Genomic DNA, 21,692 nt, shown 5'->3' with positions numbered 1-21,692 from the left:
CGGGCGGATGCCGGCACCGCGAGCGTGGTGTGCGGGTGCCTCGGTCACAGGGTGCGCAGCAGGACCGCCGGCTGTTCCACGCAGTCCGCCACATACCGCAGGAAGCCGCCCGCGGTGCCGCCGTCGCACACCCGGTGGTCGAAGGTGAGCGAGAGCTGGACGACCTGACGCACCGCCAGCTCGCCCTCGTGCACCCATGGCTTGGGGACGATGCGGCCGACGCCGAGCATGGCCGCCTCGGGGTGGTTGATGATGGGCGTGGAGCCGTCGACACCGAACACGCCGTAGTTGTTCAACGTGAAGGTGCCGCCCGTGAGTTCCGCGGGGGTGAGGGTGCCGGTGCGGGCCGCCTCGGTCAGCCGGGCGAACTCCGCGGACAGCGACTCCGCGTCCCGCGCGTGCGCGTCCTTGACGACCGGCACGACCAGTCCCCGCTCGGTCTGCGCGGCGAATCCCAGATGCACGGCGTCCAGTCGCACGATCTCCCTGGCCGCCATGTCGACGGTGGAGTTGAGCTCGGGGAAGCGGGCGAGGGCGGCGGTGCAGATCCGGGCGAGCAGCGCGAGCAGGGAGATCTTCGGGCCGCCGGTCGCGTTCATCGCGGCACGCGCGCGCATGAGTTCCGTCGCGTCGGCGTCCACCCAGCAGGTGGCATCGGGGATCTCGCTCCGGCTGCGGGACAGCTTGTCGGCGACCGCGCCCCGGACGCCCTTGAGGGGGACACGGGTCCCTGCGGGGGTGGTGGCCGGGGCCGCCGCCGGGATGTGCGGGGCGTGCGGGGTTTCCGGGATGACGGTCGGTGCCGGTGCCGGGCGTCCCTGTGAGGCGGCGGCACGCAGGGCGTACTCGACGTCGGCACGCAGGATCAGTCCGTCGGGGCCGGAACCGGTGAGCTCCCTGAGATCCAGGCCGTTCTCCCGGGCGAGGCGGCGGACCAGCGGGGAGATCACGGGGACGGGGCCCTCGACCACCTCGGGAGGTGCCGGACTGCCGTTCACCGGCACGGGAACCTGCTGCTCCCGCCGCACCCTGCGCCTGCGCGCGGGTGCTTCCGAGGTGCCGTACCCGACAAGGACGTTCCCCGAGCCCTCGGTCCGTACCTCGGGGTCGGACGCCGGTGCCCCCACCGCGACCGTGATGAGAGGTGAGCCCACGGGAAGCTCACTGCCCTCCTCGCCGAAGCGGGCCGTGACGACCCCGGCGTAGGGGCAGGGGACGTCGACCATCGCCTTGGCCGTCTCGACCTCGACGACCGGCTGGTCGACCGCGACGACGTCGCCGACCTCCACCAGCCAGCGGACGATCTCCGCCTCGGTCAGGCCCTCGCCGAGATCCGGCAGCCTGAACTCCAGCACCTGAGCCATCAGCTCTCCGCCTCCCACTGCAGACGCCCCACGGCGTCCAGGATCCGGTCCACACCGGGCAGGTGGTGACGCTCCAGCATCGGCGGCGGATAGGGGATGTCGAACCCGGCCACGCGCAGCACCGGCGCCTCCAGATGGTGGAAGCAGCGCTCCGTGATCCTGGCCGCGATCTCCCCGCCCGGTCCGCCGAACCCGCCCGACTCGTGCACGACGACCGCTCGTCCGGTCCGCCGTACCGAGGCCGAGACCGTGTCGTCGTCGAACGGCACCAGTGAGCGCAGGTCGACGACTTCGAGATCCCACCCCTCCTCCCGCGCGGCCTCGGCGGCTTCGAGGCACACGGGTACGGACGGCCCGTACGTGATGAGTGTGGCGCTCCGGCCGGGGCGCCGCACCACCGCGCGGCCTATCGGTTCAACGGCCTGGGGGTCGTCCGGGTTCCAGGAGTCCTTCGACCAGTACAGCCGCTTGGGCTCCAGGACGACGACGGGGTCGGCGGAGGCGATGGCCGCGCGCAGCAGTCCGTAGGCGTCGGCGACGGTGGCGGGCGTGACGACGTGGAGTCCCGGCGTCGCCATGTAGTAGGCCTCGGAGGCGTCGCTGTGGTGCTCGACCCCGCCGATGCCGCCGCCGTAGGGGACCCGGATGGTGATCGGGAGCGGCATCGCCCCGCGGGTGCGGTTGCGCATCTTCGCCACATGGCTGATCAGCTGTTCGAACGCCGGGTAGGCGAAGGCGTCGAACTGCATCTCCACGACCGGCCGCAGCCCGTACATCGCCATGCCGACGGCCGTGCCGAGGATGCCGGCCTCGGCGAGCGGGGTGTCCGTACAGCGGTCCTCGCCGAACTCCTTGGCCAGTCCGTCGGTGACCCGGAAGACACCGCCGAGGGTGCCGACGTCCTCGCCCATGACGTGCACGGTGGGGTCGGCCGCCATCGCGTCGCGCAGCGCCCGCGTGAGCGCCTGCGCCATGGTGGCCGGCTTGAGGGCGACGGTGGTCATCGGTGCGTCTCCCCGTGAGCGTCGTGCTCTGCTTCCAGTTCCGCACGCAACTGGGCTTGCTGCTCGCGCAGTTGCGGGGTGGGTTCGGCGTAGACGTGGGCGAACAGGTCCATCGGGTCGAGGACCGGGTCCTGGTTCATGCGCTCGCGCAGCCCCGCGGCGAACTCCTCCGCGTCCTCGCGTACGGCCTCGATGCCGGCCTCGTCGATCAGGCCGCGCTCGGTCAGCTCGTGCTCCAGGAGGGCGATCGGGTCATGTCCGCGCCAGGTCTCGACCTCGGCGTCCCCGCGGTAACGGGTCGCGTCGTCGGCGTTGGTGTGGGCGTCCACGCGGTAGGTGATCGCCTCCACCAGGGTGGGTCCGCCGCCCGCGCGCGCGTGGCGTACGGCGGCGGTGAGGACCTCGTGCACGGCGGCCGCGTCGTTGCCGTCGACCAGCCGGCCGGGCATGCCGTAGCCGACGGCCTTGTGGGCCAGCGAGGGGGCCGCGGTCTGCTTGGCGAGCGGGACGGAGATCGCGAAGCCGTTGTTCTGGACCAGGAAGACGACGGGGGCCTGCCAGACGGCGGCGAAGTTCAGTGCCTCGTGGAAGTCGCCCTCGCTGGTGCCGCCGTCGCCGACCATGGCGAGGGCGACCACGTCGTCGCCCTTGAGACGGGCGGCGTGCGCGAGGCCGACGGCGTGCGGAAGCTGGGTGGCGAGCGGGGTGCACAGGGGGGCCACCCGGTGCTCGCGCGGGTCGTAACCGGTGTGCCAGTCGCCGCGCAGGAGGGTCAGCGCCTGGACGGGGTCCACGCCGCGGGCGACGGCGGCGAGGGTGTCGCGGTAGCTGGGGAAGAGCCAGTCATGGTCCTGGAGGGCCAGCGCGGCGGCGATCTCGCAGGCCTCCTGGCCGGTGCTGGAGGGGTAGACGGCGAGGCGGCCCTGCTTGGTGAGGGCGGTGGCCTGGGTGTTGTAGCGGCGGCCGCGCACCAGCTCGGCGTACAGCCGGCGCAGCAGGGCCGGGTCGGCCTGCGCGGCCGCGTCGGTGCCGAGGACGCGATGGGGCTGCGCGTCGGGCAGCAGGGGCTCGGGGTCCGTGCGGGGCTGCCAGGCGGGCGGCGGCGATGGCCGATACGCGCCACGCTGCTCCATGACCGTCATGACGGCACCTCCTCGTGGGAGCGGCTGGTGGCGCACCACGGGTGTGAGGCGCCTCACCTACCGATTGTTCGGTCGTCGGCACATTTTGGCTACAGGCCCCCTCAGGCTGTGGACAAACGGTTCTCCACAGCCTGAGATGGACGCAGTACGTCCATGGTAGGGAGGCGGGGGGACATGGCACCTGAACAAATGGCCGAAGGCGCGGAGGGCGGCGTCCCCCTTCCGCCCCCGCGTCCGCTCGACGCCATCGATCAGGACATCCTCCAGATGCTCCAGGCGGACGGCCGTGCTTCGATAAGGTCGGTCGCCGAACGGGTGCATGTCTCGCGCGCCAACGCCTACGCGCGGATCAACCGGCTCGTCGAGGACGGCGTCATCCGCGGCTTCGGCGCCCGGGTCAACCACGAGCGCGCGGGCCAGGGCACCTCGGCCTACATCACCCTGAAGATCGTCCAGAACTCCTGGCGCACGGTGAGCGAACAGCTCAGACAGCTGCCCGGGGCTTCGCACATCGCGCTGGTCGGAGGCGACTTCGACGTCCTGCTGCTCGTCCACACCCCGGACAACAGATCCCTGCGCGAACTGGTCCTCACCCGCCTCCAGGCCATTCCGGAGGTCCTCAGTACCCGCACCCTCCTGGTCTTCGAGGAGGAGGACCTGGAACCGCAGGGCTGAGCTCAGGACGCCTTCCGCAGCCCACCGAAGATCAACTGGGCCACCGCGTCCGCCACTTCGCGTTCGTTCATGCCGCGGCCGTCCGGGCGGTACCACTCCACGATGGAGTTGATCATCCCGAAGACCAGCCGGGTCGCGAGGCGTACCTCCACGTCACCGCGTACGTCGCCGTCCGCGGCCGCCGCCTTGAGGAGCTCGGCGACGCGGTGGTCGAAGTCGCGGCGGCGCTCCAGGGCCCACCGCTCGGTGCCGGTGTTGCCGCGCACCCGCAGCAGCAGGGTGACGTACGGGAGTTCGGCGATCAGCACCTCCACCATGCGCCGCACGACGTACTCCAGGCGGCCGGAGGCACGGCCCACGCGCGCGTGCTCCTCGTCGAGGATCCCGAAGAGAGCGTCCAGGGCCCGGCTGACGGCCCGGCGCAGGAGCTCCTCCTTGCCGGAGACGTGGTGGTAGATGGACGACTTGGAGATGCCGGCCGCCTTGGAGAGGTGCTCCATGGAGGTGCCGTCGTAGCCGCGCTCGATGAAGACCTGGACGGCGACGGACAGCAGCGTCTCCGGGGTGTACGTGTCGCGCTTGGCGGTCGTCATGAGGTACTGCCCTCCCGCTTGTCGGAGGCGTACGCGTGCCGGTACAGCGCGAGCGAGGGCGCGTACCGTCCGGACGGGTCGCGCAGGTGCAGGTCGTCCAGGAGGGCGTAGGCCCAGTTGCGGCCCAGCCTGCGGCTCCACTCGAAGGGGCCCAGCGGATAGTTCACCCCGAGCCGCATGGCGGTGTCGATGTCCTCCCGGGTGGCGACGCCCTTGGCGACGGCGTCGTGCGCCAGGTCGATGATCCGGGCGACCGTACGGGCGACGATCATGCCGGGCACGTCACCGATGACGCTGACGTCCTTGCCGAGCGCCTGGAAGAGCCCGACGGCCTCGCCGAGCGTCTGCTGCGAGGTGTCCTGGGAGGCGGACAGCGCGATCCGCGTGGCCCTGCGGTAGTCGAGGGCGAGGTCGAAGTAGACGACGTCCCGGAACTCCACCGAGGTCTGCCCGTCGGCGAGCGCGAGCTGCCCGCCGCTGGGCAGGACCAGTCGGGTGCCGTGGTCCTCCTCGTCGTCGCGGACCTGGATGCCCGCCTCGCGGATCAGCGCGAGCAGTTCGGACGCGGGGCCCAGATCGCCCTCGGCGACGACGTACGCGGGCGCCTGGGCCCGCTCCGCGGTGTGCGGCTCGTCGCGCTCGACGCCGTCCGTGTAGTCGTACCAGCCCTGCCCGCTCTTGCGGCCGAGCCGGCCCGACTCGACCAGGCGCTGCTGTGCCAGCGAGGGCGTGAAGCGCACGTCCTGGAAGAAGGCGTGCCACACCGAGTGCGTCACGGACTCGTTGACGTCCTGTCCGATCAGGTCGGTCAGTTCGAACGCGCCCATCTTGAAGCCGCCGCACTCGCGCAGGACCGCGTCGATGGTGGCGGGCTCGGCACCCTGGGCCTCGTAGACCGCGAACGCCTCGGCGTAGAAGGGCCGCGCGATGCGGTTGACGATGAAGCCGGGGGTGTCGGCGCAGGCGACCGGGGTCTTGCCCCACGCGCGTGCCGTCTCGTACGCGCGCGTGGCCGACGAGACCTCGGTGGCGAACCCGGAGACGACCTCGACCAGCGGCAGCAGCGGCGCCGGGTTGAAGAAGTGCAGGCCCACGAAGCGGCCCGGGTGGCGCAGGGCGCCGGCGATGGCCGTCACCGACAGGGAGGAGGTGTTGGTGGCGAGCAGACAGTCCTCGCCGACGATGTCCTCCAGCTCCCGGAACAGCTCCTGCTTGACGTCCAGTCGCTCCAGGACGGCCTCGACGACCAGGGTGCAGTCCGCGAGGTCGGTGAGGTGCTCGGCGGCCACGAGACGGGTGCGCGCCGCGTCCCGGTCGGCGGCGGTGAGCCGGTCCTTCTCGACGAGCCGGTCAAGGCGGGCACCGATCGCGTCGGCCGCCTCCCGGGCACGGCCGGGGGCGGCGTCGTACAGCCGCACGGTGTGCCCGGCGACCAGCGCGACCTGGGCGATGCCCTGGCCCATGGTGCCGGTGCCGACGACGGCCACGGGGCTGCTGAGGTCGAGTCCTGTCATGTGCGCGATCCTCCCGCACGGGGTTTTCCACAGATGCGGCGGACCCCCTTGTCCCGACCGATCGTTCGGTTACTCTAACTCTGACTGTCCGTTCCTGCCCAGGTTTCTGCCCAGGTCATGAGCTCGACGAAGAGTTCTTGAGACGAGGAGTTGGTCCCGTATGGCCGCCGAACTCACCGCGCACGATCTGATCGCCGCGCACCGGCCCACCCTCGACCAGGCGCTGGAAGCGATCCGCACCCGCGCGTACTGGTCGCCGCACCCCGAGCACCCCAAGGCCTACGGCGAGAACGGCAGCCTGGACATGGCGGCGGGCAAGGCCGCCTTCGACGCCCTCCTCGGCACCCGCCTCGACCTCGGCCAGCCCGGCACCGACGACTGGGTGGGCGGCGAGGTCTCCCCGTACGGCATCGAGCTGGGCGTGACCTACCCGCACGCGGACATCGACGTGCTGCTGCCCGCGATGAAGGCGGGCCAGAAGGCGTGGCGGGACGCGGGCGCGGAGATGCGCGCGGTGGTCTGTCTGGAGATCCTCAAACGGATCAGCGACCGGACCCACGAGTTCGCGCACGCGGTCATGCACACCAGCGGCCAGGCCTTCATGATGGCGTTCCAGGCGGGCGGCCCGCACGCGCAGGACCGCGGCCTGGAGGCGGTGGCGTACGCGTACGTGGAGCAGGTCCGCACCCCCGACACCGCGGAGTGGACCAAGCCGCAGGGCAAGCGCGACCCGCTCGCGCTCACCAAGCAGTTCACACCGGTCCCGCGCGGGACCGGCCTGGTCATCGGCTGCAACACCTTCCCGACGTGGAACGGCTATCCGGGCCTGTTCGCCTCCCTGGCCACCGGCAACGCGGTCCTGGTGAAGCCGCACCCGCGCGCGGTGCTGCCGCTGGCGCTCACGGTCCAGGTGGCGCGGGACGTCCTGAGCGAGGCCGGCTTCGACCCGAACCTGGTGGCGCTCGCCGCCGAGCGCCCCGGCGAGGGCATCGCGAAGACCCTGGCCACGCGCCCCGAGATCCGCATCATCGACTACACCGGCTCGACGGAGTTCGGCGACTGGCTGGAGGCCAACGCCCGCCAGGCGCAGGTCTACACGGAGAAGGCCGGCGTCAACTCGGTGCTCGTGGAGTCGGCCGGCGACTACAAGGGGATGCTCTCCAACCTGGCCTTCTCCCTGTCCCTGTACAGCGGCCAGATGTGCACGACCCCGCAGAACCTGCTGATCCCCCGGGACGGCATCCGCACCGACGAGGGTCCCAAGACCTTCGACGAGGTGGTCTCGGACCTCGCCCGCTCGGTCGACGGCCTCCTCGGCGACGACGCGCGCGCGAACGCGCTGCTGGGCGCGATCGTCAACCCGGACGTGAAGGCGCGCCTGGAGGCCGCGGCGGGGCTGGGCGAAGTCGCCCTGGCCTCGCGGGAGATCGCCAACCCGGAGTTCCCGGGCGCGGTCGTGCGCACACCCGTCGTCGTCAAGCTGGACGGGGCCAAGCCGGACGACGAGGCCGCCTACATGAGCGAGTGCTTCGGACCCGTCTCCTTCGCCGTCGCGGTCGACTCGGCCGCCGACGCGGTGGAACTGCTGCGGCGCACCATCCGCGAGAAGGGCGCGATGACCGTCGGCGCGTACACCACCGACGAGGAGGTCGAGAGCGCCGTCCAGGAGGTCTGCCTGGAGGAGGCCGCGCAGTTGTCGCTGAACCTCGTCGGCGGGGTGTACGTCAACCAGACGGCCGCGTTCTCCGACTTCCACGGATCGGGAGGCAACCCGGCCGCCAACTCCGCGCTGTGCGACGGGGCCTTCGTCGCCAACCGGTTCCGGGTGGTCGAGGTCCGCCGGGAGGCCTAGGACCCGCCGAGACTCCAGTGGTAGAGGGCCATCGCCACACTCGTCGCCAGGTTGTAGCTGGAGACCTGGGGGCGCATGGGAAGGGCGAGCAAATGGTCGGCACGCGCGCGTAGTTCCGGCGACAGCCCACTGCGCTCCGAGCCGAAGGCGAGGACGGCGTCGTCCGGGAGCTTCACACCCCGGATGTCGTCGCCCTCCGGATCCAGGGCGAACACCGGGCCCGGCGGCAGCTCGGCGACCGTCAGGCGCTCCACCGCGGTCGCGAAATGCAGGCCCGCCCCACCGCGGACCACCGTCGGATGCCAGGGGTCGAGCGTGCCCGTGGTGACCACACCGGTCGCCCCGAAGCCCGCGGCCAGCCGGATCACGGCCCCGGCGTTGCCGAGGTTGCGCGGATGGTCCAGGACCACGACGGGTGCCGTACGCGGGATGTGCGCCAGCTTCCGGAGGTTCGCGGCTCGGGACGGTCGTACGGCCAGAGCCGCCACCGCCGTGGGATGCGGGCGCGGCACGAGGGACGCGTACGCCGGCTCCGGGATCTGCGTCAGCAGCGCGTCCAGAGTGCCTCGTACGTCCGGCGCCAGCTCTTCGGCCAGGGCGAGCGCGGCGCCCCGGTCGACGGCGACCGCCACCGGGACCTCGGCTCCGAAGCGCGCGGCGTGCTTGAGGGCGTGGAAGCCGTCGAGCAGCACGCAGGTGTCGGCGAGCCGGTGCCACAGGCTCACGGGATCGGGACCGGTCATGCGGGGAAGCCTACGTGCCGGTGACCGGGGTTCTCGGGGTCGCCGGGGCTGCCGCCGGGGTTGTCGCCGGCGCCGTCGGCGGGCCTCGGGGGCTTCGGGGAACCCGGCCCCCCGTCGATCGGTGAGCCTGGCTGCCCGGAGGGCCGGCGCCCCTTCGGACCGCGTTGCTCGTTCGGGCCCCGTTGCTCGTTCGGGCCGCGTTGCTCCTCCGGACCGCCCGCCAAGCGCGCCCACAGCCGCGTACGCGCGTGTGCCGCCCAGTCGCCGAGGCGGCGAAGGAACGACGTCGGCAGGAAGACCGAGTCGGCCGCGATCATCGCCAGCGAGAAGAACGGCAGGCCGAGGACGACCGCGATCACCGCGTGCTCGGTGATCATCGCCGCCAGAAGGACGTTCTTGACCCGCCGGTTGAACAGCGTGAACGGGAAGGCGACCTGTACGGCGACCGTGCCGTACGTCACCAGCATCACCATGACGCCGTTCGCCGACAGCAGGTCGGCGAGGGCGGGCCAGGGCGAGAAGGACTCCAGGTGGAGGGGGTAGTAGACGGCGGTGCCGTCCTGCCAGCGGGAGCCCTGGATCTTGTACCAGCCCGCCGTCGCGTAGATCAGACACGCCTCGGCCATGATCACGAGCAGAGCGCCGTTGTGGACGATGTTGCCGACGACGTCGAGCATGATCCGCGACTGCCCGGACCGGGCGAACCGACCGCCCGCCCACCACAGGGCCTGCGCCAGCCACAGGACCCACAGGAGCGCCGGGACGACCCAGTCGCCGTTCAGCCTGTCCAGGAAGGCCGCCGACACCAGCACGAGCCCGAGGACGACCCACAGGGCCGGGCCGACACGGTCCACGACGTGCTCTCCACGCGCGCGCGCCTCCCGCGTGCGCCGGGCCCGCCGCTCGTCAAGCGACCAGACCTGACCGCAGCGCGTGAAGACGAGGTAGATGCACATCAGATGCAGGACGTTGTCGCCGCCGTCGCCCATGAAGATGCTGCGGTTCTGGAGCGAGAGCACGCCGACCATGAAAAGCACGGACGTCGCACGGGTGCGCCACCCGAGCAGCAGCAGCAGGCTCGACAGGACGGCGAGCACATAGACGGTCTCGAACCAGAACTGGCCGTCCGACCACATCAGGGCCGTGAACGCGCCATTGAGCGAGATCAACTGGTCGGCGAGGTTCCAGCTCCAGGGCCCGTCCGGGCCGTACATCTCCTGGCGGTGCGGGAACTCGCGCAGCAGGAACAGCAGCCAGGTCGCGCTGAAACCGATACGGATCATGGCCGTCTGGTAGGGGCCGAGGGCGGCCTCGGTCACGCGGGCGATGCCGGTGGACACCGCCAGGGCGAATCGGTTCACCGGGCGCTCCCCTCGGTGTCCTCCGACGTCACGGCCCACCAGGGCAGCTCGCGGTAGACCGGCTGCACCGAGACCTTCTCCTCGCTCCACTTCGGCGGGGGCACGCTCGACGTCCTGGAGCGGGCCTGGACGCTCACAAGGATGTCGCCCCGCGCGGCCACGTGGTCGCGCTCCAGACGCAGCACCACGAGGCGGCGGAGATACGTCTGGGACAGGGTGCCGCGCAGGCCGACCGGACGGTTGTCGGCGTCGTGCGTGGAGACGAAGAGGTCCCAGGAACGGCGCAGCTCGTTCTGCTGAGTGTGGCTGGGCAGCAGATTGCCGTCGATGGCCCGGCCGTCCTGGGCGGACAGGTCGTACCAGCCGGTCGTACGGCTGCCGCCGTCGACGGTCCGTATCCGGGCCCGGACCTGCACCGCGATGTTCTGCTGCAGAGGATTCGGGGCGAAGAGCTTCCAGTTCTGCTCGAACTCCGGGTAGACCCAGTCGTCGACCGCCCTGCCGTGCTGCTTGGTCACCGTGTTCGACGGCGCGACGTGCAGAAACACCATCCCGATGTGGACACAGACGGCGACAGCGACGACGGCGAGCGCCAGAACGACACCGATCTGATAGCGCAGGGAGAGGGCGGTCACGCCCGTACGGGGCTCGGGGTCGGAGTCCGGGTTCCGGTGGGGGGCGGTCCCTGGGACCGGGACGGCCGGGGGTATCGCGGCGAGGGCGGAGAGGCGGGTGTCGGAGGGGCGGGTGTCGGTGGAATCGGCGGTCGCGTCGGACCCGCCAGGTACTTCCGGCTCACCGGGCGCTCCCTGCCCGTAAGGACCGTGCGGGTCCTCTGACCCCTCTGCCCTCTCAGGTACCTCAGGTCCCTCGGCTCCCCGGGGCTCAGCGGCATCGCCCGGCTCGCTCGCGGCGCCCGGTCGTCGCCGGGCGTTCGAGCCTCCGTCGTACGCGTCCATTCCGCCCCGTTCCCGATTCCGGTCCGTGCACCGCCGCCCGGCCGCAGGAAGCGGCGACGCCCGGTGGCCGGCGCCCGCACCCGCCTCGCCGCGGTGGCTCGCACGGCACGGTACTCAGGCCCGACCGCCGCGCACACCCCCTGTCGGCCGGCCCCGCCGTGGCCGTTCTCACTCCCGCACCGGTTTTCGGTTTTCCACAGGCCGTCGGGTGGGTTTTCCACAGCGGTTGACACCTTACGGCGCCCGGCACACCATGGAATCGCACGAACCGAACGATCGGTCGGGAGTAGGTTCCGGCGGAGCCCAGGTCGAGGGGGCCTCATGGCGACAGCAGCCGCGCACCAGACGGCGAGCACACGGACGTACGGCGCTCAGGGCGCCGTCGGCGACGACACCACGGCGTACCAGAGCGTCTTCGACGCCACCGTGGCCGCCGACGAGCGCATCGAGCCGCGCGACTGGATGCCCGACGCCTATCGCGCGACCCTGGTCCGCCAGATCGCGCAGCACGCCCACTCCGAGATCATCGGCATGCAGCCGGAGGCGAACTGGATCACGCGCGCGCCCTCCCTGCGCCGCAAGGCCATCCTGATGGCCAAGGTCCAGGACGAGGCGGGGCACGGCCTCTACCTCTACAGCGCGGCGGAGACCCTCGGCACCGGCCGCGACGAGCTCCTCGACAAGCTCCACACCGGCCGCCAGAAGTACTCCTCGATTTTCAACTACCCGACCCTGACCTGGGCGGACGTCGGCGCGATCGGCTGGCTGGTGGACGGCGCCGCGATCACCAACCAGGTCCCGCTGTGCCGCTGCTCCTACGGCCCGTACGCGCGTGCGATGGTCCGCATCTGCAAGGAGGAGTCCTTCCACCAGCGCCAGGGGTACGAGCTCCTGCTGGCTCTGAGCAACGGCACGCCCGAGCAGCACGCGATGGCCCAGGACGCGGTGGACCGCTGGTGGTGGCCGTCCCTGATGATGTTCGGCCCGCCCGACGACGAGTCCGCGCACTCCGCGCAGTCGATGGCCTGGAAGATCAAGCGCCATTCCAACGACGAGCTGCGCCAGCGTTTCGTCGACATCTGCGTCCCCCAGGCCGAGTCCCTCGGCCTCACGCTCCCCGACCCGGAGCTGCGGTGGAACGAGGAGCGCGGGCACCACGACTTCGGCCCCATCGACTGGGCGGAGTTCCGGGAGGTCCTCAAGGGCAACGGGCCGTGCAACGAACAGCGGATCACCCAGCGCCGGCGGGCGCACGAAGAAGGCGCCTGGGTGCGGGAGGCGGCCGTGGCCCACGCGGCGAAGCACACCGGCGAGACAGGAGCGACGCGCGCATGACGAACACCGACTGGCCCCTGTGGGAGGTCTTCGTGCGCTCGCGCCGCGGACTCTCCCACACCCACGCCGGCAGCCTGCACGCCCCGGACGCGGAGCTCGCCCTGCGCAACGCCCGCGACCTGTACACCCGGCGCGGTGAGGGCGTCTCCCTCTGGGTGGTGCCCTCGTCCGCGATCACGGCCTCCTCACCCGACGAGAAGGACCCGTTCTTCGAGCCGTCCGCCGACAAGCCGTACCGGCACCCCACGTTCTACGAGATCCCGGAGGGGGTGAAGCACCTGTGACCGCACCTGAGACAACGGCCGCCCCCGCACCGTCCCCGGCCCCCACGCCCTCCCCGATTCCCACGGCGGCGGCCCTGGCGCTCGGTGACGACGCGCTGGTGCTCTCGCACCGCCTCGGCGAGTGGGCGGGCCACGCCCCCGTCCTGGAGGAGGAGGTCGCCCTCGCCAACATCGCCCTCGACCTGCTCGGCCAGGCCCGGGTGCTGCTGTCCCTGGCCGGCGACGAGGACGAACTGGCGTATCTGCGCGAGGAGCGCGCCTTCCGCAACCTCCAACTGGTGGAACAGCCGAACGGCGACTTCGCCCACACCATCGTCCGCCAGCTCTACTTCTCCACCTACCAGCACCTCCTCTACGCCGAACTGGCCGCGGGCGACGGCCTCTTCGCCCCACTCGCCGCGAAGGCTGTCAAGGAGGTCGCCTACCACCGCGACCACGCCGAGCAGTGGACCCTGCGGCTCGGCGACGGCACCGAGGAGAGCCACACGCGGATGCTGCGGGCATCCGAGGCGCTGTGGCGGTTCACCGGTGAGATGTTCCAGCCGGTGGAGGGGGTGGAGGTCGACGCGGAGCGCATGGAGGCCGCCTGGCTCGAATCCGTGGGGGAGATCCTGCGCCGGGCCACCCTGAGCGTCCCCGAAGGGCCGCGCTCGGGTGCCTGGGCCGCAGGCGCGGGGCGGCAGGGCCTGCACACCGAGTCCTTCGGGCGGATGCTCGCCGAGATGCAGCACCTGCACCGCAGTCACCCGGGGGCGTCATGGTGACGCTCACCCCGCTGGAGACCGAGCTGTTCGCGCTCGCCGGTTCCGTGCCCGACCCCGAACTGCCCGTGCTCACTCTGCACGAGCTGGGTGTGCTGCGCGCGGTGCACATGCGGGGCGCGGACTCGGTCGAGGTCGAACTGACCCCGACGTACACCGGCTGCCCGGCCATCGAGGCGATGTCCCTGGACATAGAGCGGGTGCTGCGCGAACACGGGGTGCGCGAGGTCACCGTCCGCACCGTGCTCGCGCCCGCCTGGTCGACCGACGACATCACGGCCGAAGGGCGCCGCAAGCTGCGGGAGTTCGGCATAGCGCCACCCCGCGCGGCAGCGGCCGGACCGGTCACGGTGGGACTGGGACCGACGCGGACACTCGACGCGAAGGCCGAAGCCGTCCGCTGCCCGCACTGCGGCTCCGCCGAAACCGAGCTGCTCAGCCGGTTCTCCTCGACCGCGTGCAAGGCGCTGCGGCGATGCCTGGACTGCCGTGAACCGTTCGACCACTTCAAGGAGTTGTGATGGCCCGCTTCCACCCGCTCCCGGTGGCCGCGGTCGACCGTCTCACCGACGACTCCGTGGCCCTGACCCTCACCGTGCCGCCCGAGCTGTGCGAGGAGTTCCGGCACTCCGCGGGCCAGCATCTGGCCCTGCGCCGCACGGCCGACGGCAAGGAGATACGCCGGACCTACTCCATCTGCTCCCCGGCACCCGGTGCAGAGGGGCCGCGCGAACTGCGGGTCGGTGTGCGGCTGGTGGAGGGCGGCGCCTTCTCGACGTACGCGCTCAAGGAGATCAACGTCGGCGACGTGCTGGAGGTGATGACGCCGGCGGGCCGCTTCACCCTCGACCCGGCGCCCGGCCTGTACGCGGCGATCGTCGGTGGCAGTGGCATCACCCCGGTGCTGTCGATCGTGGCGACAGTGCTGGCGCGTGAGCCCGAGGCCCGGTTCTGTCTGATCCGCAGCGACCGTACGTCCGCGTCGACGATGTTCCTGGAGGAGGTCGCCGACCTGAAGGACCGCTACCCCGAGCGGTTCCAGCTGGTCACGGTCCTCTCCCGGGAGGAGCAGCAGGCGGGGCTGCCGTCCGGGCGGCTCGACCGGCAGCGGCTGACCTCACTGCTGCCGGCGCTGCTGCCGGTGGACCGGGTGGCGGGGTGGTTCCTGTGCGGACCGTTCGGACTGGTGCAGGGTGCGGAGAAGGCGTTGCGGGAGCTCGGGGTCGCCCGTACCCGGATCCACGAGGAGATCTTCCATGTGGACGCGGGGGCTGCCCCGGCGCGGACGGTTCCCGCACCCGCGCACAGCACGGTGACCGCCCGGCTCGACGGACGTGGTGGCAGCTGGCCCGTCCAGGACGGCGAGTCGCTGCTGGAGACGGTGCTGCGCAACCGGTCCGACGCGCCCTACGCCTGCAAGGGCGGGGTGTGCGGGACCTGCCGGGCCTTCCTGGTCTCCGGCGAGGTGCGCATGGACCGCAACTTCGCGCTGGAGCCGGAGGAGACACAGGCGGGCTATGTGCTGGCGTGCCAGTCGCATCCGGTGACGGAGAAGGTGGAGCTGGACTTCGACAGGTAGGCCTGCGGGAGCCCGTTCCCTTCTTCTAGAACCTGTTCTATCTTGACGGACCGTCAGATCGGCTGACCTGATCTGCCGACCCTTCGGAAGGACAGGGACCGTGGACTTCACCTTCAGCGAGGAGCAGCAGGCGGCGGCCGAGGCGGCGCGGGGGGTGTTCGCCGATGTCGCACCGGACGCGGTGCCGTCCCCGGCGCTGACCACGGGTGCCGTGGCCGATGAGTTCGACCGTGCGCTGTGGGCCAGGCTCGGCGACGCGGACCTGCTGAGCCTGATGTCGGCCGAGGAGTACGGCGGGGCAGGCCTGGACGCCGTCGCGTTGTGCCTGGTGCTGCGCGAGTCGGCGAAGGTGCTGGCGCGGGTGCCGCTGCTGGAGAGCAGCGCGGCCATGGCGGCCGTACAGGCTTATGGCGGACCGGAGTTGAAGGGGGAACTGCTGGAGCGGGCCGGGCGCGGGGAAGTCGTGCTGACCGTCGCCGCCAGCGGCCGCACCGGACACGACCCTGCCGAACTCGCCGTCACCGCGCGGCAGGAAGAGGGGGAAGGGGAGGGCGCCGACTGGATCCTGGACGGGGTGCAGACGGCGGTGCCGTGGGCGTACGACGCGGACTTCGTCGTCGTACCGGCGCATACGGCCGCGGGCCGGACCGTCCTCGCACTGGTGCCCCGGGTCCATGACGGGGTCGCGCTCGGCGAGCAGTTCTCCACCAGCGGGGAACGGCTGGGCGAGCTGCGGCTGGAGGCGGTGCGGATCGGCGCACGGGACGTGATCGATGGCGAGGGCGCGTGGGAGTGGCTGCGGGATCTGCTGACCACCGGGACCTGTGCGCTGGCGCTCGGGCTGGGTGAGCGGGTGCTGCGGATGAGCAGTGAATACACCAGCAAGCGGGAGCAGTTCGGGTTTCCGGTGGCCACCTTCCAGGCCGTCGCCGTGCAGGCCGCCGACCGTTACATCGACCTGCGCGCGATGGAGGTCACGCTGTGGCAGGCCGCGTGGCGGCTCACCTCGGGAGCGCGGGGCGTGCTGCCGGTCGCGGGGGATGTCGCCGTGGCGAAGATCTGGGCATCGGAGGGGGTGCGGCGGGTGGTGCAGACGGCACAGCATCTGCACGGCGGTTTCGGCGCCGACACCGACTATCCCCTGCACCGGTACCACGCCTGGGCCAAGCACCTGGAGCTGTCGCTCGGTCCGGCGGCGGCGCACGAGGAGGCGCTGGGGGATCTGCTGGCAGCGCATCCCCTGGGCTGACGCGGACCGCAACGGCGCAAGCGACAGCAGGAGAGCGGGGCGATGGGCACGCCGGGTGCGCGTGGTGGCCACGCCGACCGAGCGGCGGGGACGACGACCAGGCAGCCACAGCCACCACCAGGCTTGACCGCCCGCCACCCACCAAACCGGGCTCCGCCGCCGACACCCGCCTCGAAGTCCCGCCGTCCCCTCGGCTGGCGAAGCTAGAGCACGAAACCCGGTCGGCCGTCGTCGGTCACCACGGGGCGGCCGACCTCGGCCCACAGCTGCATCCCGCCGTCGACGTTCACCGCGTCGATGCCCTGCTGGGCCAGATACATCGTGACCTGGGCCGAACGGCCGCCGGAACGACAGATCACGTGGACCCGGCCGTCCTGCGGGGCGGCCTCGGTCAGCTCGCCGTAGCGGGCCACGAACTCACTGATGGGGATGTGCAGCGCCCCTTCGGCATGACCCGCCTGCCACTCGTCGTCCTCACGGACGTCCAGCAGGAAATCGCCGTCCTTGAGGTCCGTGACCTGGACCGTGGGCACACCAGCACCGAAATTCATGGGACCGACGCTACCCGACGCCCCGGGGGACGCGGCCGGTCACTCCTGAGCGAGCAGCTCCGCGAGCTCCGCCTCGCGCGTGGAGACGTCTGACAGGAGCTTCTCGGCGATCTCCTCCAGGAGGCGGTCCGGGTCCTCCGGAGCCATCCGGAGCATCGAGCCGATCGCACTCTCCTCCAGCTCCCGCGCGACGACCGAGAGCAGTTCCTTGCGCCGGGAGAGCCATTCGAGGCGGGCGTAGAGCTCCCCGCTGGGCGTGGGACCCTGCTCCGGCGGCTTGGGGCCGGCGGCCCACTCCTCGGCCAGTTCCCGCAGGAGAGGCTCGTCGCCACGCGAGTAGGCCCCGTTGACCCGGGTGATGAACTCCTCGCGACGCGCCCGCTCGGTGTCTTCCTGGGCGAGGTCCGGGTGGGCCTTGCGGACGAGCTCGCGGTAGAGCTTGCGGGCCTCGTCGCTGGGGCGGACCCGCTGCGGGGGCCGCACCTGCTGGTCGGTGAGCATCGCGGCGGCCTCCGGGAACAGGCCCTCCCCGTCCATCCAGCCGTGGAACAGCTCCTCGACGCCGGGCATCGGCAGCACGCGCGCGCGGGCCTCCTCCGCCTTGCGCAGATCCTCGGGGTCACCACTGCGGGCGGCCCGGATCTCCGCGATCTGCGCGTCCAGCTCGTCGAGGCGGGTGTACATGGGGCCGAGCTTCTGGTGGTGCAGGCGGGAGAAGTTCTCCACCTCGATGCGGAAGGTCTCCACCGCGATCTCGTACTCGATGAGCGCCTGCTCCGCGGCCCGCACGGCCCGCTCCAACCGCTCCGTACCTGCGGCGGCTGCGCCCTGGGGGTCAGCTTCGGGGGACGTCATCCGAACAGCGTAACTGTGCTGACGGGAGCCGGACGCCATCCGGGAAACCGGGGCAGCCCGCACGTGCGCTCCCGGCCGAGGACGTCCTGTTCCGGCCGCTGCGTCACACCCCCGTTTCCGCCGCCACCCTCCCCGACCGGACCCCCGCCACCAGTTCCGCGTGGTCCGCCTCCGTCCGGTCCGCGTATGTCACCGCGAACGTGGCGATCGCCTCGTCGAGTTCGTCGTTCTTGCCGCAGTAGCCGGAGATGAGGCGGGGATCGGCGCTGTGCGAGTGGGCGCGGGCCAGGAGGGCGCCGGTCATACGGCCGTAGTCGTCTATCTGGTCGGCGGAGAGGGCGGCCGGGTCGACGCTGCCCTTGCGGTTGCGGAACTGGCGGACCTGGAAGGGACGGCCCTCGACGGTCGTCCAGCCCAGCAGGATGTCGCTCACGACCTGCATCCGCTTCTGGCCCTGGACCACCCGGCGGCCCTCGTGGTCGACCGGCGGGGCGTCGAAGCCCGCGGTGACCAGGTGCGGCAGCAGGGCCGAGGCCCGCGCCTCCTTGACCTGGAGGACCAGCGGTTCGCCGCGGTGGTCCAGCAGCAGGACGACGTAGGAGCGGGTGCCCACGCTGCCCGTGCCGACGACGCGGAACGCCACGTCGTGCACCGCGTGGCGGGCCAGCAGCGGGAGACGGTCCTCGGAGATCGTGGTCAGGTAGTGCTCCAGGGACGCGGCCACCGCCGCGGCCTCCTCGTCGGGCATCCGGCGCAGCACCGGCGGGGCGTCCACGAAGCGCCGGCCGCCGTCCTCGGTGAGCTCCGTCGACCTCGCCGCGAAACGGCCGCTGGTGTTGGCCCGCGCCTTCTCCGAGACCCGCTCCAGCGTGCCGACCAGCTCATGGGCGTCGGTGTGGGAGACGAGCTCCTCGTCCGCGATCGCGTTCCACGCGTCCAGCACCGGGAGCTTGGCGAGCAGCCGCATGGTGCGCCGGTACGCGCCCACCGCCCCGTGCGCCGCCGCGCGGCAGGTGTCCTCGTCGGCGCCGATCTCCCGGCCCGCGAGGACCAGGGAGGCGGCGAGGCGCTTGAGGTCCCACTCCCAGGGGCCGTACACCGTCTCGTCGAAGTCGTTCAGGTCGATGACCAGGTCGCCGCGGGCGTCGCCGTACAGGCCGAAGTTCGCCGCGTGCGCGTCGCCGCAGATCTGGGCGCGGATCCTGGTCATCGGGGTGCCGGCCAGGTCGTACGCCATGAGGCCTGCCGAGCCGCGCAGGAAGGCGAACGGCGTGGCCGCCATCCGGCCCACCCGCAGCGGGGTCAGCTCGGGGATGCGGCCCCGGCTCGACTCCTCGACGGCCTCGACCGCACCGGGGCGGGAGATGTCGAGGTCGAGCGCCGCATGGGCACTGCGCGGGACGCTCTCCCGCAGGGCCTTGCCCTCCTTCTTGGGCGAGCCCTCGGCGGGCCACTGGGCGAAGCCGCGCACCCGGGGCCGCCGCCGGGCCGGGCCCTCGCCCGCATCGGCCGTCCCCGGGGCCGGCACCTCCCGCGCCTCGGCCCCCTCGCCGGCATGCGCCCCGGCCTTCGCCTCCACTCCGGCACCGACCACACCGACCGCCTCCCCCGTGACTCGCAAGAACATCAACTCGTGCCGACCGTACAACCACCAGCCGAAACGCGTCAGACCCTGTGGACAACTCCACGGCTGTGGAAGACCCGGGGAGCCCGGCAACCCGGGGAGCCCGGGGAACCCCGGGAGGAAAGTCTCACGCCCGCAAGTACGCCAGCACCGCCAGCACCCGCCGATGTGTCTCCTCCGCCGGCGGCAGGTCCAGCTTCGTCAGGATGCCGCCGATGTGCTTGCCGACCGCGGCCTCGGACACCACCAGTTCCCGGGCGATGGCCCCGTTGGACTTCCCCTCGGCGATCAGCGCGAGGACCTCGCGCTCGCGCGGGGTGAGCCGCTCCAGCGGGTCGCGGCGACGGCGCAGCAGCTGCCGTACGACTTCGGGGTCCACGACCGTGCCGCCGTCCGCGACCTCGCACAGGGCGTCGACGAACTGCTCGACCTGGCCGACCCGGTCCTTGAGCAGATAGCCGACACCGGTGCCGTCTCCGGAGTCGAGGAGTTCGGAGGCGTATGCCCGCTGCACGTACTGGCTGAGGACCAGCACCGGCAGGCCGGGGCGCCGTTCCCGCAGGCGGACGGCCGCGTGCAGCCCCTCGTCCTGGAAGCCGGGCGGCATACGGACGTCCGTCACGACGATGTCGGGGCTGTGCTCCTCGACCGCGACCAGCAGTGCCTCGGCGTCGCCGACCGCCGCGACGACCTGGTGGCCGCACCGGCCGAGCAGGCCGATGAGCCCCTCGCGCAGCAGCACGCTGTCCTCGGCGAGCACTACCCGGAGCGATCGCGCTGTGCCGTCACCCCGTCCGTCCCGCGCGCCTGGGCCGACTCGGTCACCTCGCAAGGGAACTCCACACGCAACAGGGTCGGACCGCCCGGCGGACTGGACAGGGAGAGTGTGCCATCCAGGACCGACACCCGGTCGGCGAGTCCGGTCAGCCCGCTGCCCGCCGAGGGGTCCGCGCCGCCGCGGCCGTCGTCCCGCACCTCCAGCAGCAGCCGACCGCGGGAGTGGCGACCGCGCACCTCGGCCCGGCCCGCCCCGCTGTGCCTGGCGACGTTGGCCAGGGCCTCGCAGACCACGAAGTAGGCGGCCGCCTCCACGGCCTGGTCCAGCCGCCCCGGCACCGGCAGATCGACGTCGACCGGGACGACGGAACGGTCCGCGGCGTCGGCGACGGCGGCGGTCAGGCCGTAGTCCGCGAGAACCTTGGGATGGATGCCCTGGATGAGCTCACGCAGTTCGGCCAGGGCCTTGCCCGCCTCGTCGTGGGCCTTGGCGAGCTGGTCGGCGAGCGGTCCGGGCGGGGCGTCGAGGCGGGCCAGGCCGAGGGTCATCGTCAGGGCGACCAGGCGCTGTTGGGCGCCGTCGTGCAGATCGCGTTCGATGCGTCTGCGTTCCGCCTCGAAGGCGTCCACCAACCGCACGCGCGAACGGCTCAGTTCGACCACCCTGGCGTCCAGTTCGCCCTCGCGCGAGGCGAGCAGCGCACGCGTCAGCCCGGCCCGGGCACCCGCCACGACCCCCAGTGCGTACAGGCCGGCCGCCAGGAGCAGCAGCCCGAGCACGGCGACCGCGAAGGCCGTCGGCCAGGTGGTGACCGTCCACTGCTTGAGGACCTTCGCCTCCCGGCCGTCCCCGACCGTGGCCATCAGCAGCGGCGCGGCGGCCATGGAGACCGGAACGAGCAGGGCGACGGTGACCGCGAGGGCGTCGACGGGCCAGAGCAGCCCGGCGAACAGCAGGGTGTACCCGAGTTCACGCCAGGTCGACGGTTCCCTCAGCCGTGTCGTCAGCCAGGCCCACAGCCCGGTGGCGGCGGGCGCCCGGTGCGGATCGGGTACCGGGTCCGCGTCGACCAGGCGCAGCCGCCGCCGTTCCACCCGGGCGACCACGACACCGGACAGCGCCGGCATGACGAGCAGCGGCAGTCCCACGAGTACGACGGTGAGCGCCCCGCCGACCACCGCCAGCGTCCCGATCCCCACCAGCGCGACCGCACCGGCCACCGCACCGCTCAGCAGGTAACCGACCGAGCGCCATGGCCATGCCGACAGCAGGAAGCCGGGCCGGGACATGGCCTGCCACACATTCCGAGGATGCATGCGGATCACCGTAGGAGCGCGGCGCGGGACGGGGCCATGGGCCAGGACGGAGGAGTGGGGGTATGGCCTGCCCTACCCCGGGTCTCGGTCCCGCCGCACTGCGCCCGCACCCCTCCGCGCGGTTTCGTGGAGCCACCGAACACCGAAGAGACC

At 72.0% G+C, this 21,692-nt stretch carries 21 protein-coding genes; 8 read left to right on the top strand and 13 right to left on the bottom strand.

Annotated features, from left to right (window positions below; all coding sequences use genetic code 11):
- Positions 1-44 precede the first annotated feature (44 nt).
- Genes ACGFWE_RS27005 through pdhA form a run of 3 tightly spaced genes read right to left on the bottom strand, consistent with a single transcriptional unit; the run spans position 45 to position 3,510 of the window.
- Entirely contained in the window at positions 45-1,364 is a 1,320-nt protein-coding gene (locus ACGFWE_RS27005; RefSeq protein ID WP_393602309.1) for a dihydrolipoamide acetyltransferase family protein, read from the bottom strand.
- A complete protein-coding gene (locus ACGFWE_RS27000; RefSeq protein WP_393602307.1) occupies positions 1,364-2,368 on the bottom strand; it encodes an alpha-ketoacid dehydrogenase subunit beta in 1,005 nt (334 codons plus the stop codon). The genes ACGFWE_RS27005 and ACGFWE_RS27000 overlap by 1 nt, the downstream gene beginning before the upstream one ends.
- Positions 2,365-3,510 (bottom strand): pyruvate dehydrogenase (acetyl-transferring) E1 component subunit alpha, encoded by a 1,146-nt coding sequence (pdhA, locus tag ACGFWE_RS26995; RefSeq protein WP_393602305.1) that lies wholly within the window; start codon positions 3,508-3,510, stop codon positions 2,365-2,367. Before pdhA ends, ACGFWE_RS27000 begins: the two co-directional genes overlap by 4 nt.
- 174 nt (positions 3,511-3,684) lie before the next feature.
- Here pdhA and ACGFWE_RS26990 point away from each other — a divergent pair, with 174 nt between their 5' ends.
- Positions 3,685-4,185 (top strand): Lrp/AsnC family transcriptional regulator, encoded by a 501-nt coding sequence (locus ACGFWE_RS26990; protein ID WP_393602303.1) that lies wholly within the window; start codon positions 3,685-3,687, stop codon positions 4,183-4,185.
- Between the two features lie 2 nt (positions 4,186-4,187).
- On the opposite strand, the gene ACGFWE_RS26985 is transcribed toward ACGFWE_RS26990, so the two are convergent.
- Together ACGFWE_RS26985 and ACGFWE_RS26980 are read right to left on the bottom strand one after the other, a co-directional pair.
- On the bottom strand, positions 4,188-4,778 hold the full coding sequence (locus tag ACGFWE_RS26985; protein ID WP_393602301.1) for a TetR/AcrR family transcriptional regulator: 591 nt from the start codon (positions 4,776-4,778) through the stop codon (positions 4,188-4,190).
- Positions 4,775-6,292 (bottom strand): 3-hydroxyacyl-CoA dehydrogenase, encoded by a 1,518-nt coding sequence (locus ACGFWE_RS26980; RefSeq protein WP_352387279.1) that lies wholly within the window; start codon positions 6,290-6,292, stop codon positions 4,775-4,777. The genes ACGFWE_RS26985 and ACGFWE_RS26980 overlap by 4 nt, the downstream gene beginning before the upstream one ends.
- Positions 6,293-6,452: 160 nt before the next feature.
- Here ACGFWE_RS26980 and paaN point away from each other — a divergent pair, with 160 nt between their 5' ends.
- Entirely contained in the window at positions 6,453-8,144 is a 1,692-nt protein-coding gene (gene paaN / locus ACGFWE_RS26975; RefSeq protein ID WP_352387278.1) for a phenylacetic acid degradation protein PaaN, read from the top strand.
- On the opposite strand, the gene ACGFWE_RS26970 is transcribed toward paaN, so the two are convergent.
- From ACGFWE_RS26970 to ACGFWE_RS26960, 3 genes are read right to left on the bottom strand one after another with little or no spacing between them, the layout of a single operon-like run.
- A complete protein-coding gene (locus ACGFWE_RS26970; protein ID WP_352387276.1) occupies positions 8,141-8,887 on the bottom strand; it encodes a TrmH family RNA methyltransferase in 747 nt (248 codons plus the stop codon). The genes paaN and ACGFWE_RS26970 overlap by 4 nt on opposite strands.
- The gene (locus ACGFWE_RS26965; RefSeq protein WP_393602299.1) at positions 8,884-10,248 is read right to left on the bottom strand and encodes an HTTM domain-containing protein; all 1,365 of its coding nucleotides are present in this window, start codon (positions 10,246-10,248) and stop codon (positions 8,884-8,886) included. The genes ACGFWE_RS26970 and ACGFWE_RS26965 overlap by 4 nt, the downstream gene beginning before the upstream one ends.
- Positions 10,245-11,207, bottom strand: a complete 963-nt coding sequence (locus ACGFWE_RS26960) for a DUF5819 family protein (protein ID WP_393602297.1) — start codon at positions 11,205-11,207, stop codon at positions 10,245-10,247. Before ACGFWE_RS26960 ends, ACGFWE_RS26965 begins: the two co-directional genes overlap by 4 nt.
- 321 nt (positions 11,208-11,528) lie before the next feature.
- Between ACGFWE_RS26960 and paaA the strand changes: the two genes are divergently transcribed.
- The 6 genes from paaA (at position 11,529) to ACGFWE_RS26930 (ending at position 16,415) form a co-directional block, all read left to right on the top strand.
- Positions 11,529-12,542 (top strand): 1,2-phenylacetyl-CoA epoxidase subunit PaaA, encoded by a 1,014-nt coding sequence (gene paaA, locus ACGFWE_RS26955; protein WP_352387270.1) that lies wholly within the window; start codon positions 11,529-11,531, stop codon positions 12,540-12,542.
- Positions 12,539-12,826, top strand: a complete 288-nt coding sequence (paaB, locus tag ACGFWE_RS26950; RefSeq protein WP_123990418.1) for a 1,2-phenylacetyl-CoA epoxidase subunit PaaB — start codon at positions 12,539-12,541, stop codon at positions 12,824-12,826. The genes paaA and paaB overlap by 4 nt, the downstream gene beginning before the upstream one ends.
- Before the next feature lie 56 nt (positions 12,827-12,882).
- The gene (paaC, locus tag ACGFWE_RS26945) at positions 12,883-13,590 is read left to right on the top strand and encodes a 1,2-phenylacetyl-CoA epoxidase subunit PaaC (protein WP_393602782.1); all 708 of its coding nucleotides are present in this window, start codon (positions 12,883-12,885) and stop codon (positions 13,588-13,590) included.
- The gene (paaD, locus tag ACGFWE_RS26940; protein ID WP_393602294.1) at positions 13,584-14,108 is read left to right on the top strand and encodes a 1,2-phenylacetyl-CoA epoxidase subunit PaaD; all 525 of its coding nucleotides are present in this window, start codon (positions 13,584-13,586) and stop codon (positions 14,106-14,108) included. Before paaC ends, paaD begins: the two co-directional genes overlap by 7 nt.
- On the top strand, positions 14,108-15,166 hold the full coding sequence (locus tag ACGFWE_RS26935; RefSeq protein ID WP_393602292.1) for a 2Fe-2S iron-sulfur cluster-binding protein: 1,059 nt from the start codon (positions 14,108-14,110) through the stop codon (positions 15,164-15,166). Before paaD ends, ACGFWE_RS26935 begins: the two co-directional genes overlap by 1 nt.
- A 100-nt stretch (positions 15,167-15,266) precedes the next feature.
- Positions 15,267-16,415 (top strand): acyl-CoA dehydrogenase family protein, encoded by a 1,149-nt coding sequence (locus ACGFWE_RS26930; protein WP_393602290.1) that lies wholly within the window; start codon positions 15,267-15,269, stop codon positions 16,413-16,415.
- 203 nt (positions 16,416-16,618) lie between these two features.
- Here ACGFWE_RS26930 and ACGFWE_RS26925 read toward each other — a convergent pair whose 3' ends face one another.
- From ACGFWE_RS26925 to ACGFWE_RS26905, 5 genes are all read right to left on the bottom strand, one after another.
- Positions 16,619-16,948, bottom strand: a complete 330-nt coding sequence (locus ACGFWE_RS26925) for a rhodanese-like domain-containing protein (RefSeq protein ID WP_352388024.1) — start codon at positions 16,946-16,948, stop codon at positions 16,619-16,621.
- A 57-nt stretch (positions 16,949-17,005) separates the two neighbouring features.
- Positions 17,006-17,821, bottom strand: coding sequence for a hypothetical protein (locus tag ACGFWE_RS26920; protein ID WP_393602288.1), 816 nt, complete (start codon positions 17,819-17,821; stop codon positions 17,006-17,008).
- A 103-nt stretch (positions 17,822-17,924) separates the two neighbouring features.
- On the bottom strand, positions 17,925-19,448 hold the full coding sequence (locus tag ACGFWE_RS26915; RefSeq protein WP_352387258.1) for a DUF2252 domain-containing protein: 1,524 nt from the start codon (positions 19,446-19,448) through the stop codon (positions 17,925-17,927).
- 124 nt (positions 19,449-19,572) lie between these two features.
- A complete protein-coding gene (locus ACGFWE_RS26910; RefSeq protein ID WP_352387256.1) occupies positions 19,573-20,205 on the bottom strand; it encodes a response regulator transcription factor in 633 nt (210 codons plus the stop codon).
- Positions 20,205-21,512, bottom strand: a complete 1,308-nt coding sequence (locus ACGFWE_RS26905; protein WP_393602780.1) for a sensor histidine kinase — start codon at positions 21,510-21,512, stop codon at positions 20,205-20,207. The genes ACGFWE_RS26910 and ACGFWE_RS26905 overlap by 1 nt, the downstream gene beginning before the upstream one ends.
- Positions 21,513-21,692: the final 180 nt, after the last annotated feature.

This window comes from Streptomyces sp. NPDC048523, from assembly GCF_043199815.1.
GTDB lineage: Bacteria > Actinomycetota > Actinomycetes > Streptomycetales > Streptomycetaceae > Streptomyces.
Note: the sequence above shows the minus strand (reverse complement) of the source record. Positions and strands in the feature narration are given on the sequence as shown.

Coding starts and splice junctions, on each gene's coding strand:
- ACGFWE_RS26915 (WP_352387258.1), bottom strand. CDS start 19,448: ATGTTCTTGCGAGTCACGGGGGAGGCGGTCGGTGTGGTCGGTGCCGGA.
- ACGFWE_RS26990 (WP_393602303.1), top strand. CDS start 3,685: ATGGCACCTGAACAAATGGCCGAAGGCGCGGAGGGCGGCGTCCCCCTT.
- paaA (WP_352387270.1), top strand. CDS start 11,529: ATGGCGACAGCAGCCGCGCACCAGACGGCGAGCACACGGACGTACGGC.
- ACGFWE_RS26970 (WP_352387276.1), bottom strand. CDS start 8,887: ATGACCGGTCCCGATCCCGTGAGCCTGTGGCACCGGCTCGCCGACACC.
- paaD (WP_393602294.1), top strand. CDS start 13,584: ATGGTGACGCTCACCCCGCTGGAGACCGAGCTGTTCGCGCTCGCCGGT.
- ACGFWE_RS26985 (WP_393602301.1), bottom strand. CDS start 4,778: ATGACGACCGCCAAGCGCGACACGTACACCCCGGAGACGCTGCTGTCC.
- ACGFWE_RS27005 (WP_393602309.1), bottom strand. CDS start 1,364: ATGGCTCAGGTGCTGGAGTTCAGGCTGCCGGATCTCGGCGAGGGCCTG.
- ACGFWE_RS26960 (WP_393602297.1), bottom strand. CDS start 11,207: ATGGACGCGTACGACGGAGGCTCGAACGCCCGGCGACGACCGGGCGCC.
- ACGFWE_RS26920 (WP_393602288.1), bottom strand. CDS start 17,821: ATGACGTCCCCCGAAGCTGACCCCCAGGGCGCAGCCGCCGCAGGTACG.
- ACGFWE_RS26905 (WP_393602780.1), bottom strand. CDS start 21,512: ATGTCCCGGCCCGGCTTCCTGCTGTCGGCATGGCCATGGCGCTCGGTC.
- ACGFWE_RS27000 (WP_393602307.1), bottom strand. CDS start 2,368: ATGACCACCGTCGCCCTCAAGCCGGCCACCATGGCGCAGGCGCTCACG.
- pdhA (WP_393602305.1), bottom strand. CDS start 3,510: ATGACGGTCATGGAGCAGCGTGGCGCGTATCGGCCATCGCCGCCGCCC.
- ACGFWE_RS26980 (WP_352387279.1), bottom strand. CDS start 6,292: ATGACAGGACTCGACCTCAGCAGCCCCGTGGCCGTCGTCGGCACCGGC.
- paaB (WP_123990418.1), top strand. CDS start 12,539: ATGACGAACACCGACTGGCCCCTGTGGGAGGTCTTCGTGCGCTCGCGC.
- paaN (WP_352387278.1), top strand. CDS start 6,453: ATGGCCGCCGAACTCACCGCGCACGATCTGATCGCCGCGCACCGGCCC.
- ACGFWE_RS26935 (WP_393602292.1), top strand. CDS start 14,108: ATGGCCCGCTTCCACCCGCTCCCGGTGGCCGCGGTCGACCGTCTCACC.